This is a genomic window from Mycobacterium canetti CIPT 140010059, assembly GCF_000253375.1.
GTDB classification, from domain to species: Bacteria; Actinomycetota; Actinomycetes; order Mycobacteriales; family Mycobacteriaceae; genus Mycobacterium; species Mycobacterium tuberculosis.
Genome location: NC_015848.1, coordinates 1,537,359 through 1,551,283, shown reverse-complemented (window position 1 = coordinate 1,551,283; position 13,925 = coordinate 1,537,359). Strand labels below are relative to the sequence as shown.

The window sequence follows — 13,925 nt, the reverse complement described above, 5'->3', positions numbered from 1 at the left end:
GGAAGTCGTATCTTTGCACCCAGCGCCCGTAGGAAACCGCTGGCCTGGCTAACTCAGATGCGGGCGGCCGTCGATTCGAGAGGTAACCGATCGCCCGCCGACAATGGGTTACCCACCGAGACTGATTGCCGCGCAGCCGCCTTCGACGTGTAAGCGCCGGTTCGTGCATGCCCGGAACGGCTGCACTCACGGACCTTCTACGTAGTACGTGACGGACTTTTACGCATTATCGCTGACGATCTTTGCCTCCCAGGACTCCAAAATCTACTGCGACGGTTCGGGTCAAGACGACTTCGGTGGTGTGCTTCGCGTTGCCACCGCGGTCGGCGAGGTGCCCACCGGGCTGTGAATCCTGCTGCAGCCCTTGGATGGATCGTTGTTGTCAGCGCGCTACAGCGTTCGCTTGCGCGCTCAGGCCGACCAAGTTGATCGACTACGAAGAGATGTTTAGGGGCGCGATGCAAGCGCGAGCGATGGTAGCCAATCCTGACCAATGGGCGGACTCCGACCGCGACCAGGTCAACACTCGCCATTGTCTGTCCACTTCGATGCGCGTGGCACTGGATCGCGGTGAATTCTTCCTCGTCTACCAGCCAATCATCCGGCTTGCCGACAACCGCATCATCGGCGCCGAGGCCCTGCTGCGCTGGGAACACCCGACGTTGGGCACGCTACTCCCGGGCCGGTTCATCGACCGTGCCGAGAACAACGGACTGATGGTGCCGCTCACGGCCTTCGTGCTCGAGCAGGCCTGCCGCCACGTCCGCAGTTGGCGTGACCACAGCACCGACCCGCAACCGTTTGTCAGCGTCAACGTCTCCGCCAGCACCATCTGCGATCCCGGCTTCCTGGTGCTGGTCGAAGGTGTGCTCGGCGAAACCGGCCTGCCCGCCCATGCCCTGCAGCTCGAACTGGCCGAGGACGCGCGCCTTAGCAGAGACGAGAAGGCGGTGACCAGGCTACAAGAACTGTCCGCTCTCGGCGTCGGCATCGCCATCGACGACTTCGGCATTGGATTCTCCAGCCTCGCCTACCTTCCCCGCCTCCCCGTCGACGTGGTCAAACTCGGGGGAAAGTTCATCGAGTGCCTCGATGGCGACATTCAAGCTCGGCTGGCCAACGAACAGATCACCCGGGCAATGATCGACCTTGGCGACAAGCTCGGTATCACCGTCACTGCAAAGCTAGTCGAAACCCCCAGCCAAGCCGCCCGGTTGCGCGCCTTCGGCTGTAAAGCCGCACAAGGCTGGCACTTTGCCAAGGCACTGCCGGTCGACTTTTTCAGAGAGTAGGTCGCGTGGGTGTAGATCGATGGCAACGGCGTGTTTCACCAAGCCGTAGAACAGTATGCCCCGCACGCATGAGAGGTGGGTGGGACCGGTTGAATCGGAATGAATACTCGTCAAAGTAATATTTTGCATGATCCATTCGATTACCCCGATGAACGGGGTCCACCATCGATAGGGTCTACGCCACCCGGGGTAAATACGATCAAGAGCCGTGACCAACACTGAACAACGCTTTGCCGGTCCGGAAAAATCTGGCTATCTGGTCATGTAGTTTTCGAGCGCGTGCGCGTGGTATTTGTGAACGCGCGTGCGCACGATTTCGTGACAATTTGTTCACGGCTCTCGCAGCGACTCGATAAATACCAGCGCGGCCGGGCGTTGAACCCTGCCGTGCGGCGCCGTTCTGCGCAACGGCAGCAATTCTCCGGGCGCAGCCCCAACGTCTGCGCTGCTCGATACAGGGGCAGCAAATCTCGTGTTAATTGCCGGATACCTAACAGATTGGAGAATCATGACCACCGCTCAACTTCGTCCTATCGCACCGCAGAAGTTGCATTTTTCGGAAAATCTCAGTGTGTGGGTTTCTGATGCGCAATGCCGGCTTGTGGTATCGCAACCCGCGCTCGATCCCACGTTGTGGAATACATACCTTCAGGGTGCGCTTCGCGCCTATAGTAAGCACGGAGTCGAGTGTACCTTAGATCTCGACGCCATCAGTGACGGTTCCGATACACAGTTGTTCTTTGCCGCCATTGATATTGGAGGAGATGTAGTGGGGGGCGCTCGGGTAATCGGACCGCTGCGGTCAGCCGATGACTCGCATGCGGTAGTCGAATGGGCTGGCAATCCCGGATTATCCGCGGTGCGCAAGATGATCAATGACCGGGCGCCATTCGGAGTCGTGGAAGTGAAGTCCGGGTGGGTTAATAGTGACGCGCAGCGCAGTGATGCGATTGCTGCCGCCTTGGCGCGCGCCCTACCGCTAAGCATGTCCCTGTTGGGGGTTCAGTTTGTGATGGGGACCGCGGCGGCCCACGCGCTGGACCGGTGGCGTTCTTCGGGGGGAGTAATAGCAGCGAGAATCCCGGCGGCAGCATACCCGGACGAGCGCTACCGGACCAAGATGATCTGGTGGGACCGCAGAACCTTGGCTAACCATGCCGAGCCAAAACAACTGTCAAGAATGCTTGTCGAGTCGCGCAAGCTTCTGCGCGATGTAGAGGCGTTGAGCGCAACCACCGCAGCGACCGCTGGAGCCGAACAGTGACCATCCCACACGAGGGCGGCAGCACCGGCATTCTCGTCCTTCGTGACGATGACCACGACGATGGCCTGGTGCTCGATCGACTACGCTCAGATCCGAGCATCGAGTTCGTCGACCGATTCGCAGAACAGCTAGCGGGCGTGCGGCGCCTGCTGCCACAGCCTGATCCAGATCTGCTAGAAGAAGCGAAGCGATGGGCCTATTATCCCTGGCGGCGCATGGTTGTTGCCATTCTGGGTCCCCGGGGGTTCCGTGCCGTGCGCTTGGACCGCAACAGGCACCTCATCACCGCTGAGGAACAACGCGCACTGCACGCGCTACGGGTCGGCGTCGTCGGACTCAGCACCGGCCATGCGATCGCATACACCCTTGCCGCCGAAGGTGCCTGTGGCACACTGCGGTTGGCCGATTTCGACAAAATTGAGCTGTCGAACCTGAATCGCGTGCCGGTCGGCGTCTTCGACATTGGCCTCAACAAGGCGATGATTGCGGCGCGCAGGATCGCGGAGCTGGACCCCTACCTGGCCGTGGACCTCGTTACATCCGGGCTCTCGCCGGAATCCGTCGACGAGTTCCTCGACGGCCTTGACGTCGTTATCGAAGAATGCGACTCGCTGGATATCAAAGTGATACTGCGACAAGCCGCGTGCGCCCGTGGTGTCCCCGTACTGATGGCGACCAGTGACCGCGGCCTGGTCGATGTCGAACGCTACGACGTCGAACCTGGGCGACCGATCTTTCATGGGCTATTGGGCGACATCGACGCCGACAAGCTGTGTGGACTGACCACAAAAGACAAAGTCCCCCACGTTCTCAACATCCTTGATTGCCAAGAGCTCTCGGCGCGTTGTGCGGCGTCGATGATCGAAGTTGACCAGACGTTGTGGGGATGGCCGCAGTTGGCAGGCGATATCTGGGTGGGCGCAGCGACGGTAGCTGAAGCGGTACGCAGAATCGGTCTGGGAGAACCACTTGAGTCTGGCCGGGTACGGGTGGATGTGTCCGCAGCGCTAGATCGCCTCGATCAACCGCCCATGCCGTCTCGCGGGAACGGATGGTTGCTCGAGTCCGTGCCGCCAACAGCGCCAGCCGAGCCGCAGCCAACCAGCGAAATCGTGGCTCAGGCGGCGATTCGCGCGCCTTCAGGGGGCAACGTTCAGCCATGGCATGTTGTGGCCAAACAGCATTCGCTGACCATCCGACTAGCACCTGAGCACACCAGCGCAATGGATATCGCGTTTCGTGGTAGCGCAGTGGCCGTCGGCGCGGCCATGTTTAACGCGCGTGTCGCTGCCGCTGCACACCGGGTCCTGGGATCAGTAGAGTTCGACGAATCCCAGCCCGACTCGCCGCTGCAAGCGACAATGCATTTTGGCCGTGGTGATGATCCAAGCCTTGCGGCCCTTTACCGGCCGATGCTGCTCAGAACGACCAATCGCCACCACGGTATGCCCGGTCACGTCCACCCCGCGACCGTTGAGTTGTTAACGAACACCGCCGCGGCTGAGGGTGCGCGGTTACAGCTGTTGCTGTCACGAAACGAGATCGACCGGGCTGCAACAATTTTAGCGGCTGCAGACCGAATCCGCTATCTCACCCCGAGGCTACATGAGGAAATGATGTCCGAGCTCCGGTGGCCGGGCGACCCTTCGCTCGATGCGGGCATCGATGTCCGAAGCCTCGAACTGGATTCCGGCGAATTGCGGGTTCTCGATATCCTGCGACGCTCCGACGTCGTGGCACGGCTAGCGCAATGGGATTGTGGAACAGCCCTCGAAGACAACACCAATGAGCGCGTGTCGGCGAGTTCAGCGCTCGCAATCGTCTACGTTGATGGCGCCACGCTCACCGATTTTGCGCGTGGCGGATCAGCCATGCAGGCGGTGTGGATTGTGGCCCAACAACATGGACTGGCCGTACAACCGATGTCACCGATCTTCCTGTATGCACGTGGCCGCCACGACCTCGACCAAGCGTCACCCCATTTCGCCGCACAGCTGCACCGCCTGCAACTCGACTTTCGGGAACTGGTCAAGCCGGGCAAAGAAGGGCACGAGGTGTTGATCTTCAGGTTGTTCCACGCGCCACCGCCGTCGGTGTGTAGCCGCCGACGCGTACGGCACGCCATACCAGAGCCGCACAGATAGCATCCGAGATGTGCAACGACACCGCGACGCCGCAGCTTGAGGAGCTCGTCACCACCGTAGCCAACCAGCTCATGACAGTCGACGCTGCCACGTCAGCCGAAGTCAGTCAGCGCGTTTTGGCCTATCTAGTGGAACAGCTGGGCGTAGATGTCAGCTTTTTGCGTCATAACGATCGCGACAGGCGCGCGACGAGGCTGGTGGCCGAATGGCCACCTCGCCTCAACATACCGGACCCCGATCCGCTCAGGCTGATCTACTTCGCTGATGCCGACCCGGTGTTTGCGCTATGCGAACACGCCAAAGAGCCTCTCGTGTTCCGGCCCGAGCCGGCCACCGAGGACTATCAACGCCTCATCGAAGAAGCCCGCGGGGTTCCGGTAACGTCGGCTGCCGCCGTGCCGCTGGTATCTGGCGAGATCACCACTGGACTGCTGGGGTTTATCAAGTTCGGTGATCGGAAATGGCACGAGGCCGAGCTTAACGCCCTCATGACCATCGCTACACTCTTCGCCCAGGTGCAGGCTCGCGTCGCCGCCGAGGCGCGGCTTCGCTATCTGGCCGACCATGACGATCTGACCGGACTGCATAACCGTCGCGCGTTGCTGCAGCACCTGGACCAAAGACTGGCCCCCGGACAACCTGGCCCGGTCGCGGCGCTATTTCTCGACTTGGACCGCCTCAAGGCCATCAACGACTACCTGGGCCACGCCGCCGGTGACCAGTTCATCCATGTGTTCGCCCAACGGATCGGTGACGCACTCGTTGGCGAGAGCCTGATCGCCCGACTCGGCGGCGACGAATTCGTCCTCATACCCGCATCTCCAATGAGTGCCGATGCCGCTCAACCGCTCGCCGAACGTCTTCGCGACCAGCTCAAGGACCACGTCGCTATCGGCGGTGAGGTGCTCACCCGCACCGTCAGTATCGGTGTCGCCTCAGGGACTCCCGGACAGCACACACCGTCGGACCTCCTGCGCCGAGCCGACCAAGCCGCTCTGGCAGCCAAACACGCCGGCGGAGATAGCGTCGCGATTTTCACCGCGGACATGTCGGTCAGCGGCGAACTGCGCAACGATATTGAACTACACCTTCGACGTGGTATCGAATCCGACGCCCTTCGCCTGGTCTACCTACCCGAGGTCGACCTACGGACCGGCGACATTGTCGGGACCGAGGCATTGGTCCGGTGGCAGCACCCCACCCGTGGGCTGCTGGCACCGGGCTGCTTCATCCCTGTGGCCGAATCCATCAACCTTGCAGGCGAATTGGATAGATGGGTGCTGCGGAGGGCCTGCAATGAATTCTCCGAGTGGCAGTCAGCCGGTTTGGGCCACGACGCGCTGCTGCGTATCAACGTCTCAGCTGGACAGCTGGTGACGGGCGGGTTTGTTGACTTCGTCGCAGACACGATCGGCCAGCACGGTCTGGACGCCTCGTCCGTGTGTTTGGAAATCACCGAAAACGTTGTGGTGCAAGACCTACATACCGCCAGAGCCACCCTGGCTCGACTCAAAGAAGTCGGCGTTCACATCGCTATCGACGATTTCGGCACCGGCTATAGCGCCATATCACTGTTGCAGACGCTACCGATCGACACGCTCAAGATCGACAAAACATTCGTGCGGCAACTCGGAACCAACACTAGCGATCTGGTCATTGTGCGCGGCATCATGACACTCGCCGAAGGCTTCCAACTCGATGTAGTAGCCGAAGGCGTCGAGACCGAGGCTGCCGCCAGAATTCTATTGGATCAGCGCTGTTACCGTGCGCAAGGCTTCTTGTTCTCCCGGCCTGTCCCCGGGGAGGCCATGCGGCACATGCTGTCCGCACGACGACTACCGCCGACCTGCATACCTGCAACTGACCCGGCGTTATCTTGATGGAGGTGCCGTAACGGCAATGCAGACAACCCCAGGCAAGCGTCAACGACGGCAGCGCGGATCCATCAACCCCGAGGACATCATCAGCGGCGCATTCGAACTCGCCCAGCAGGTATCGATAGACAACTTGAGCATGCCATTGCTCGGCAAACACCTTGGCGTCGGGGTCACCAGCATCTACTGGTACTTCCGCAAGAAGGACGATCTGCTCAACGCGATGACCGACCGCGCGTTGAGCAAGTACGTGTTCGCTACCCCGTACATCGAAGCCGGCGACTGGCGCGAAACGTTGCGCAATCATGCCCGCTCGATGCGGAAGACGTTCGCGGACAACCCCGTACTGTGCGATCTGATACTGATTCGAGCGGCGCTGTCCCCGAAAACGGCGCGGTTGGGCGCCCAAGAGATGGAGAAGGCCATCGCCAATCTGGTGACGGCGGGCCTGTCGCTCGAAGACGCTTTCGACATCTACTCGGCGGTTTCGGTCCACGTGCGCGGATCGGTGGTGCTAGATCGGCTCTCCCGCAAGAGCCAGTCGGCGGGCAGCGGACCATCCGCCATTGAACACCCCGTGGCCATCGATCCCGCGACGACTCCGCTGCTTGCTCACGCAACTGGGAGGGGGCATCGGATCGGGGCCCCCGATGAAACCAATTTCGAATATGGTCTCGAATGCATCCTCGACCATGCTGGCCGGTTGATCGAACAAAGCTCGAAAGCCGCTGGTGAGGTCGCAGTGCGCCGCCCCACGGCCACCGCCGATGCGCCTACGCCGGGCGCGCGGGCCAAAGCGGTGGCGCGTTGAGGGCTTACTGCGCTTCCAGTTCCGGCACGTGGTAGGCCCGCGGCCGGTACCGGGTACGCCGGCCCCTATGAGATCCGCATCCAAAGCTTGCAGTTATGCGTCTGGAAGGCTGCCACGGTCGGCGGGATCACCACTGACATCGGGCCCATAGAGGTGTTGGTGTCGACAATGTTCTCATTGCTCACCTCGGGTGCGCTGTGTGTCGACCATGAGCAGGTTGAGAGCTCGGACACCCTGCCGAACACCAAAATAAGGGGATTCGACGGCCCCTCCGTGCGGTAGGTGCCTGGCGCAATGTCAGTTCCCACGAGAAACACCCCATCCCCGGGGAATTGCTCACCGGTTTCGGCGCGGGCCCCAGGTGCGAGCGTGATCGCGGCCATTGCCATACCCGCGACGAGTCCCGCCGATGCGCGCAACGCAAGCGTGCGGGCCATATTCTCCTCCCTATCATGCAGGTTGCCTGCCCTCCAAGACGGCAGCCTATGCCCAGATGTGCTCAAGCGACAACGCCCCTGGCGGCAATCGCGATGCAACTGCACATCATCGATGGACTCCGGAGGCCAGCCTTCGAGTCCTCAGAGGCTTCTGGATCGCGCTGGTTCCCGCTCCGCTGAGCAGCAACGGGCGCATCAGGCATCAGCCGTTCAATCTGATATTCCGCGGAGTATCGGTAGCCGCCATGCATACCGTTCGGCAGCGACGTGGTGGCGCTCGTCCGACGTTGACCATCGTCAAGTACCTATGACGGTGCTGGGCAGCGCGCACCGCCAGCTCGAATGCGCCGGCACGCCCGAGAATGAACTCGGTGGTGTCGATACCCTTGCAGCCGGCGACCGAGCAAGCCAATAACACCCAGCCGATCGACGATTTCTTGCGGGTAGCTGTTGCCACGTTCGAGGGCCGGTGCATTGGGAAAGATTTCCTTCTTGACGAATTGCCGTACCGTGGCAATGATCTCGGTGTCATATGAACCGGCCGCCAGTCACGTCCAACACGGTGCCGGTCATGTACGAGGATAGATCCGAAGCCAAGAACACGGCCACGCTAGCGACTTCGCTGGGCTCGCCGGCGCGACCCATCGGAACTTCGGCAAGCTTCTGGTCCCAAATGCGTTGCGGCATAGCTTCTGTCATCGCTGAACGGATCAACCCCGGAGCTATTGCGTTTACCCGAATGCCGAGGTGTGCAAGTTCTTTGGCGGCCGCCTTGGTCATTCCTACGATGCCGGCCTTGGCCGCTGAGTAGTTGGTTTGGCCGACCATACCGACCTTGCCTGACACCGAAGACATGTTCACAATGGCGCCCCGCTTGCGTTCCCGCATGATTGCCGCCGCCAGCCGGGTACCGTTCCATGTTCCCTTCAGATGCACCGCGATGACCTGATCGAACTGCTCTTCGGTCATCGTGCGCATCGTTGCGTCGCGGGTGATCCCGGCGTTGTTGACCATGACATCCAGACCGCCGAAACGCTCGACAGCGGTCCGGATGAGGATGTCGACGTCGTCGGCTTGAGTCACATCGCACCGCACCGCCAGAGCAACGTCATCGCCGCCCAGCCGCTTGGCTGCGACCTCGGTCGCTTCGAGATTCACATCACCAAGCACAACCCGTGCACCCTCGGCAACGAATCGCTGGCCGATAGCTAACCCCAGCCCTTGTGCACCGCCGGTAATTACGGCAGTCCGAGCGTTCAGCAATGACGCCATGCGAATATCATATTTTGCACCGTCGGCGGCGAAGCTCTTCTACACCGAACTAGCAGGCAAGGTGGCCGACCTCGCGATGCAGATTCACGGAGGAAGTGGCTATCTGCGTGGCGCGGTGGTTTCTCGCGTTACTCGGCGAGGATCTGCCACTCGGCGGCCTCGTGCTGTTGGCGCCAGAACTGACTGAAACGCCCACCCGCGGTGAGCAACTCGGAGATCGAACCGTCCTCGACCACTCGGCCATCGTCAACAAATAGGACGCGGTCGGCATGACGGATGCTTGCCAACCGATGGGCGACGATCACCCGGGTGCGTGATCGCGGATCGGCCGCAAGCGCGTCGACCACCGCGGCCTCATTCTCGGCGTCCAGTGCGCTGGTCGCCTCGTCGACCAGTAGCACCGGAGCGGCTTTCAGCAGAGCCCGTGCGATGCTTACGCGTTGCCGCTCGCCGCCGGACAGCGCCGAGCCGGCTTCGCCAACGATTGTGTTTGCGCCGTCTGGCAGCCTGGCGATGAGCTCGTCCACCCGCGCCAGCCGGACGGCTTGCGCAAACTGATCGTCACTAGCGCCCGGGTCTGCAGCGAACACGTTGTCGCGGATCGTCCCGTGGAACAGGTAAGGATGTTGGAACACGACACTGCAGACCGCCTGCTGCGCCCGGGCATCCAGCGTCGCGACATCGGTGCCGTCGATGAGGACACGACCGCGAGTGGGCTGGTGCAGGCCCGCGATCAGCGCCAGGATCGTGCTCTTTCCGCAGCCAGACGGTCCGACGATCGCCGTCGTGGTTCCCGGCTGCAAGCAGAAGCTGACCCCGTCGAGGACCGGCCCGCTGCCGCCGTCGTAGCCGAAGGCGACGTCGTCGAACTCGATACGCGGGACCACGGCGCCGTCACGCCACGTGCCGGACCCGGCCACCATGACCGGTGCGGTAAGCACCGATCCGATGCGCCCCAGGGTCGCGCGGGTGCTCTCGAGGGCCGGCGCCAACTCGCTGACAGCGGTGAACGGCTCGAGGTAACGGACCATCACCACGATCAGGGCGATGGCCTCGGGAACCGTGAGCGTTCCCGTGATGGTCAGCGCCGCGGTGGTGCCGGCGAGCACGATCAAAGCCAGTTGGCTGGCGATGCTGAACAACAGCTGGCCCGGTATCTGCATGCCCAGCAACCGCATCGTCGCGGTGTGCTGGCTGGCCAGAGCGTTGCCGACCAGACTTCGAGCCGGCTCGACGCGCCGGGCGGCCCGCAATGCCTGTTGAGTCCGAGCGAACTCGATAATCCGTTCGGTGAGCGCGGTATTGGCTTTGTCTGCTGCGGTATCGGCACGCCGCGCAAAGGCTGCGGAGGCCCACAGCGCCCCCAGCAGCAACGGCACGCCGGCCAGTGCAGCCACGCCGAGCTGCCAGGAGATCGGCAACAGGGCCAGCGCGATCACTGCCGGCAGCAGGATCGCGCTGGTCAACGGTGTCACCAGATTAACCACCAGGCCAACAAGTTCCGGCCCGGTGGCCGCGATCGCCTGCCGTGCCGTCGCGGTGTTTTCGGCGGTAAACCAATCCAACCGGACAACCGGAAGCCGGTCCGCCACATCATGTTGGGTGTGGTTAAGGACGGCGAAACCCAGCTCGATACCGATGCGTGCGGTCACGGCGTCTAGCACCCACCCGGCCACGGTCGCGGCGGACAGCCAGCCCAGCCACAGCCACGCGCGCTGCGGCGCCTCCCCGAACAACGCCGCCATCAGCGGCACCAGCAACACGGTGCCCACCGCTCGCGCGACAACGGAACAAAACGCGAGCAGCGCAAAGCCGATTAGCCTGGCGCGGTGGTCGTTCGGAACAAGGGCTATCCAGGTGCGGATCATCGGGTGCCGTCCTGCGCTGCGGCGACCGCCACCCGGCTGCCCTGGCCGGTGTCCCACAGCCGGCAGTAGCGTCCGCCCGCGGCAAGCAACTCCTCGTGGGTGCCGCGTTCGACGATCCGACCATGATCGAGCACGACGATCTGGTCGGCCCGGGTGATGGTATGCAGTCGATGGGCGATTACCAGCACGGTGCGGTCCCGGGTCAGCCGGTTAAGCGCCTGTTGCACAAGGTATTCCGATTCCGGATCGGCAAACGCGGTGGCCTCGTCGAGGATGAGGACCGGAGTGTTGCCGAGGATGGCACGGGCAATGGTGAGCCGCTGTCGCTCCCCGCCCGAAAGACCACTGTTGGCTCCGAGCACGGTATCGTAGCCGTCCGGCAGCCGAAGCACCCGGTCGTGGATTTGCGCTTCGCGGGCCGCGACCTGGACCTGTTCGGCGGGGGCATCCGGTACCGCCAGCGCGATGTTTTCGGCGGCGGTGCCATGCACAAGCTGGGCTTCCTGTAGCACAAAGCCGACTCGCGTGTACAGCTCGTCCGCGGCCAGTGATCGAATATCCTGTCCACCAACGCGTATCGCACCTCGCTCGACATCGTGGAATCGAGCCAGCAGGGTGGCCAGTGTCGACTTGCCGGAGCCGGACGGGCCGACGAGCGCGGTGACCGTGCCCGGCCGCAGCGTAAGCGATACATCCTGGATCACCGGCACTCCAGGGCGGTACCCGAAGGTGACGTGGTCGAACACCACAGTTGCTGGCGCCTCGCCGTCGAGCGGTTCGCGCGGATGTTCCCGCACGGCGAGTTCGGTTTCGTCGAGTGTGACTTGCAGGTGCCGGGCCGCCAGAAGTCCCGTGCGTAGGCCGCCGAGCCCGTAGGCGATCCCGAGCAGGCGGGCACCGAACGTGGTACCCAAGAACATGAACGGCAACAAATTCACCGGATCCATTCGATGCGTGGCTACCAACAAGGTGCCGGTAGCGGCGATGAGCCACAGGAACGTTGCTGGGCGAGTGGCCAGATCCATCAGGGTTTTCTTGCCGGCCAGCGGCCGCTGCCAGGCGACCAGGAATCCGATGTACTCGTCCAACCGGCGGCGGAAGCTCGATGACGCGGCGCCGAAGACGCGAATCACCGGCTGACCCTCGAGGTAACTACCCGCTTCGCCGTTCATCTTCTCTGCCCACCGCTGCGCTTGAACAATGCGGGGCCCGGATTGGATCGTGAGCGATGACGTGATGGTCAGGTAGACCAGAACCGGCCCGAACAAGACCAGCGCCACTCGCCAGTCCACGACGAACAGATAGACCAGCACCCCCACCGGGGCGACAACCGCGGCGACCGCGTCCGGAACGGCATGGGTGACCAAGTAGTGCAACGCCAGCGTGTCGTCGGTGACCAATTTTTTGATCGATCCGGACCCGCGGCTGGTGAACCAGCCCAGCGGCAACCGGGACAGCTTGCTCAGCAGCCGCAAGCGCAACGCCCTGGCGAAGCGGGCATCGATCACGTGCAGCCACAGCGTGAGGGCGGCTGCCAGCAAGGCCCCGGTCCCCAGCAACCCCACCGCGGCGAACCCGACCGTGAACAACCGGTGCGCGCCGGCGCCGGAGACCAGCAGCCTTGACAGCTCGACCAACAGCACGAACGGCGCCAACTGCGCCAGCGTGACCAGAGCCGCAAGCACACCCGAGAGCACCAGCGGCAGCTTTAGCGGCGCCAGCAGCCGGCTGGCAGCCTGAGCGCGCCAGCTGCCACGCGCCGGGGCAGGCACCGCCGATTCTGGCTGCGGGGCTGCGCCCACCTCAGGTTCGGTGGCCGCCGGTTCGGTTGCTCGGTGGGTGCCCATGGCACGCCCGGCGTTCCAGTAAGCCTGAGCGTGGATCTCGGACTTAGGGAACCCGAACTCGTCGCGCAGCCGCACCCGGACGCATTTCAGCGCGGCAGCCTCTGGCGTCGCCCACGCATACCAGTCCGACCAGTCGCGGTTCTCGATCGCCTCGGCCAGCGATTTCTCGTCGCGGCGCATAACCCAGCGCACCCGCAGCCGGGGATGCTTTGCGAGCGGGATCAACGTGTCGTTGTCGTCGTGTTGTTCAAGGTACATCTCGATCGGGACGTCGTTCGGGACCGTTTCGATGATCCCGTTCATCCCCGGAATCGACGCCGAGTCGCCGATTAGCAGATACCCGGCGGGCTGCTCCTCGGGCACGTCGAACCGCGATGAGCCCATCAGCGACATGACCGCTATGGTTGCGCCAGGTTTGACGGTGCGCGCCCACGACGAGGCCGGACCCGCCGGGTCATGCAATACAACGTCGACCGCGAAGCGGCCCGCGGCGGGGTCAGCTTCGGAGATCGTATAGGCGCGCTGGAACTCGGTGTTGGACCCGTTCGGGTCGGGGAACCAGAACCGCAGCCATGCGGCGGGCTCAGCCTCCGCATCCTGGAAGAGCGTCGGCGAAACCATCCGGACCCGCACGAAATGCGGTGCAATCGAAATGGTTTCGATCACCGTTGCGGTGTGGTCGCGTGCGCCGAAGCTGCGCAACATCACACCTTGCAACCCGCGTGCCATCAGCGGTCCTCTCTCGCGGCGGCCTAATCCGCCACGACTTCTCAGATCGGGCGACCACGAACGCTGGGTTACCGGCCAACCGGCGTGCAACGGCGTCGCGCTCCGCCGATACCCCGAGCTGCGCCGCGACCGCGCTGATACTCAGCCCGCGCATACAACCCAGTCGGCCCCAGTCGGACGATCTCGTCCAAACTAAGGGTTGCCTTACCGAAGGTCAAACTCGGGGACCATGGAGTGCGGGCGGAGGGACTCGAACCCTCAAACTCTTTCGAGCACCGGCACCTAAAACCGGCATGTTTGCCAATTTCATCACGCCCGCGGGCGTAGCGATCGTACCGCCTCGACCCCCGGACAGCCGGGCAGCGGGCGACGTGATCCCGGCTCACG

Annotated in this window: 11 protein-coding genes, 1 tRNA gene and 2 pseudogenes; 7 read left to right on the top strand and 7 right to left on the bottom strand. The window is 63.0% G+C overall.

What is annotated here, in order from left to right; translation table 11 throughout:
- Positions 1-208 precede the first annotated feature (208 nt).
- The 6 genes from MCAN_RS22930 (at position 209) to MCAN_RS07215 (ending at position 7,385) form a co-directional block, all read left to right on the top strand.
- A complete protein-coding gene (locus MCAN_RS22930) occupies positions 209-349 on the top strand; it encodes a hypothetical protein (protein WP_167324186.1) in 141 nt (46 codons plus the stop codon).
- Between the two features lie 19 nt (positions 350-368).
- Positions 369-1,292: a cyclic diguanylate phosphodiesterase gene (locus MCAN_RS07235; RefSeq protein ID WP_014000722.1), complete on the top strand. Its 924-nt coding sequence runs from the start codon at positions 369-371 to the stop codon at positions 1,290-1,292.
- 508 nt (positions 1,293-1,800) lie between these two features.
- A complete protein-coding gene (locus tag MCAN_RS07230) occupies positions 1,801-2,556 on the top strand; it encodes a hypothetical protein (protein ID WP_003911502.1) in 756 nt (251 codons plus the stop codon).
- Positions 2,553-4,700, top strand: a complete 2,148-nt coding sequence (locus MCAN_RS07225; protein WP_014000721.1) for an Rv1355c family protein — start codon at positions 2,553-2,555, stop codon at positions 4,698-4,700. The genes MCAN_RS07230 and MCAN_RS07225 overlap by 4 nt, the downstream gene beginning before the upstream one ends.
- 8 nt (positions 4,701-4,708) lie before the next feature.
- Positions 4,709-6,580 (top strand): putative bifunctional diguanylate cyclase/phosphodiesterase, encoded by a 1,872-nt coding sequence (locus tag MCAN_RS07220; RefSeq protein WP_003898837.1) that lies wholly within the window; start codon positions 4,709-4,711, stop codon positions 6,578-6,580.
- A gap of 19 nt (positions 6,581-6,599) precedes the next feature.
- Complete coding sequence (locus MCAN_RS07215; RefSeq protein ID WP_003898836.1) at positions 6,600-7,385, top strand: TetR/AcrR family transcriptional regulator; 786 nt, start codon at positions 6,600-6,602, stop codon at positions 7,383-7,385.
- A gap of 65 nt (positions 7,386-7,450) precedes the next feature.
- On the opposite strand, the gene MCAN_RS07210 is transcribed toward MCAN_RS07215, so the two are convergent.
- The 4 genes and pseudogenes from MCAN_RS07210 to fabG all read right to left on the bottom strand — a co-directional run bounded on the left by MCAN_RS07210 (position 7,451) and on the right by fabG (position 9,094).
- Positions 7,451-7,822, bottom strand: coding sequence for a hypothetical protein (locus MCAN_RS07210; RefSeq protein ID WP_003406967.1), 372 nt, complete (start codon positions 7,820-7,822; stop codon positions 7,451-7,453).
- Positions 7,823-8,024: 202 nt separating this feature from the next.
- Positions 8,025-8,297, bottom strand: a complete 273-nt coding sequence (locus tag MCAN_RS07205; RefSeq protein ID WP_003918231.1) for a hypothetical protein — start codon at positions 8,295-8,297, stop codon at positions 8,025-8,027.
- Positions 8,278-8,340: pseudogene (locus MCAN_RS23945) on the bottom strand (hypothetical protein); the annotation flags it as partial. The gene MCAN_RS07205 and the pseudogene MCAN_RS23945, both read right to left, overlap by 20 nt.
- A 10-nt stretch (positions 8,341-8,350) precedes the next feature.
- Complete coding sequence (gene fabG / locus MCAN_RS07200) at positions 8,351-9,094, bottom strand: 3-oxoacyl-ACP reductase FabG (protein ID WP_003406963.1); 744 nt, start codon at positions 9,092-9,094, stop codon at positions 8,351-8,353.
- Between fabG and MCAN_RS21250 the strand changes: the two are divergent.
- A pseudogene (locus MCAN_RS21250) lies at positions 9,060-9,230 on the top strand (acyl-CoA dehydrogenase family protein); the annotation flags it as partial. The gene fabG and the pseudogene MCAN_RS21250 sit on opposite strands and share 35 nt — an antisense overlap.
- On the opposite strand, the gene irtB reads toward MCAN_RS21250, so the two are convergent.
- The 3 genes from irtB to MCAN_RS07185 all read right to left on the bottom strand — a co-directional run bounded on the left by irtB (position 9,223) and on the right by MCAN_RS07185 (position 13,857).
- On the bottom strand, positions 9,223-10,962 hold the full coding sequence (gene irtB / locus MCAN_RS07195) for an iron ABC transporter ATP-binding protein/permease IrtB (protein WP_003900322.1): 1,740 nt from the start codon (positions 10,960-10,962) through the stop codon (positions 9,223-9,225). The pseudogene MCAN_RS21250 and the gene irtB sit on opposite strands and share 8 nt — an antisense overlap.
- Positions 10,959-13,538: an iron ABC transporter ATP-binding protein/permease IrtA gene (irtA, locus tag MCAN_RS07190; RefSeq protein WP_014000720.1), complete on the bottom strand. Its 2,580-nt coding sequence runs from the start codon at positions 13,536-13,538 to the stop codon at positions 10,959-10,961. The genes irtB and irtA overlap by 4 nt, the downstream gene beginning before the upstream one ends.
- A 235-nt stretch (positions 13,539-13,773) precedes the next feature.
- Positions 13,774-13,857, bottom strand: a tRNA-Leu gene (locus MCAN_RS07185).
- Between the last annotated feature and the right edge of the window lie 68 nt (positions 13,858-13,925).

What these genes read in the sequence shown, in the direction of transcription:
- MCAN_RS07235 (WP_014000722.1), top strand. Translation starts at nt 369, where the DNA reads ATGGATCGTTGTTGTCAGCGCGCTACAGCGTTCGCTTGCGCGCTCAGG.
- MCAN_RS07230 (WP_003911502.1), top strand. Translation starts at nt 1,801, where the DNA reads ATGACCACCGCTCAACTTCGTCCTATCGCACCGCAGAAGTTGCATTTT.
- MCAN_RS07220 (WP_003898837.1), top strand. Translation starts at nt 4,709, where the DNA reads ATGTGCAACGACACCGCGACGCCGCAGCTTGAGGAGCTCGTCACCACC.
- MCAN_RS07215 (WP_003898836.1), top strand. Translation starts at nt 6,600, where the DNA reads ATGCAGACAACCCCAGGCAAGCGTCAACGACGGCAGCGCGGATCCATC.
- MCAN_RS07210 (WP_003406967.1), bottom strand. Translation starts at nt 7,822, where the DNA reads ATGGCCCGCACGCTTGCGTTGCGCGCATCGGCGGGACTCGTCGCGGGT.
- MCAN_RS07205 (WP_003918231.1), bottom strand. Translation starts at nt 8,297, where the DNA reads ATGCACCGGCCCTCGAACGTGGCAACAGCTACCCGCAAGAAATCGTCG.
- fabG (WP_003406963.1), bottom strand. Translation starts at nt 9,094, where the DNA reads ATGGCGTCATTGCTGAACGCTCGGACTGCCGTAATTACCGGCGGTGCA.
- irtB (WP_003900322.1), bottom strand. Translation starts at nt 10,962, where the DNA reads ATGATCCGCACCTGGATAGCCCTTGTTCCGAACGACCACCGCGCCAGG.
- irtA (WP_014000720.1), bottom strand. Translation starts at nt 13,538, where the DNA reads ATGGCACGCGGGTTGCAAGGTGTGATGTTGCGCAGCTTCGGCGCACGC.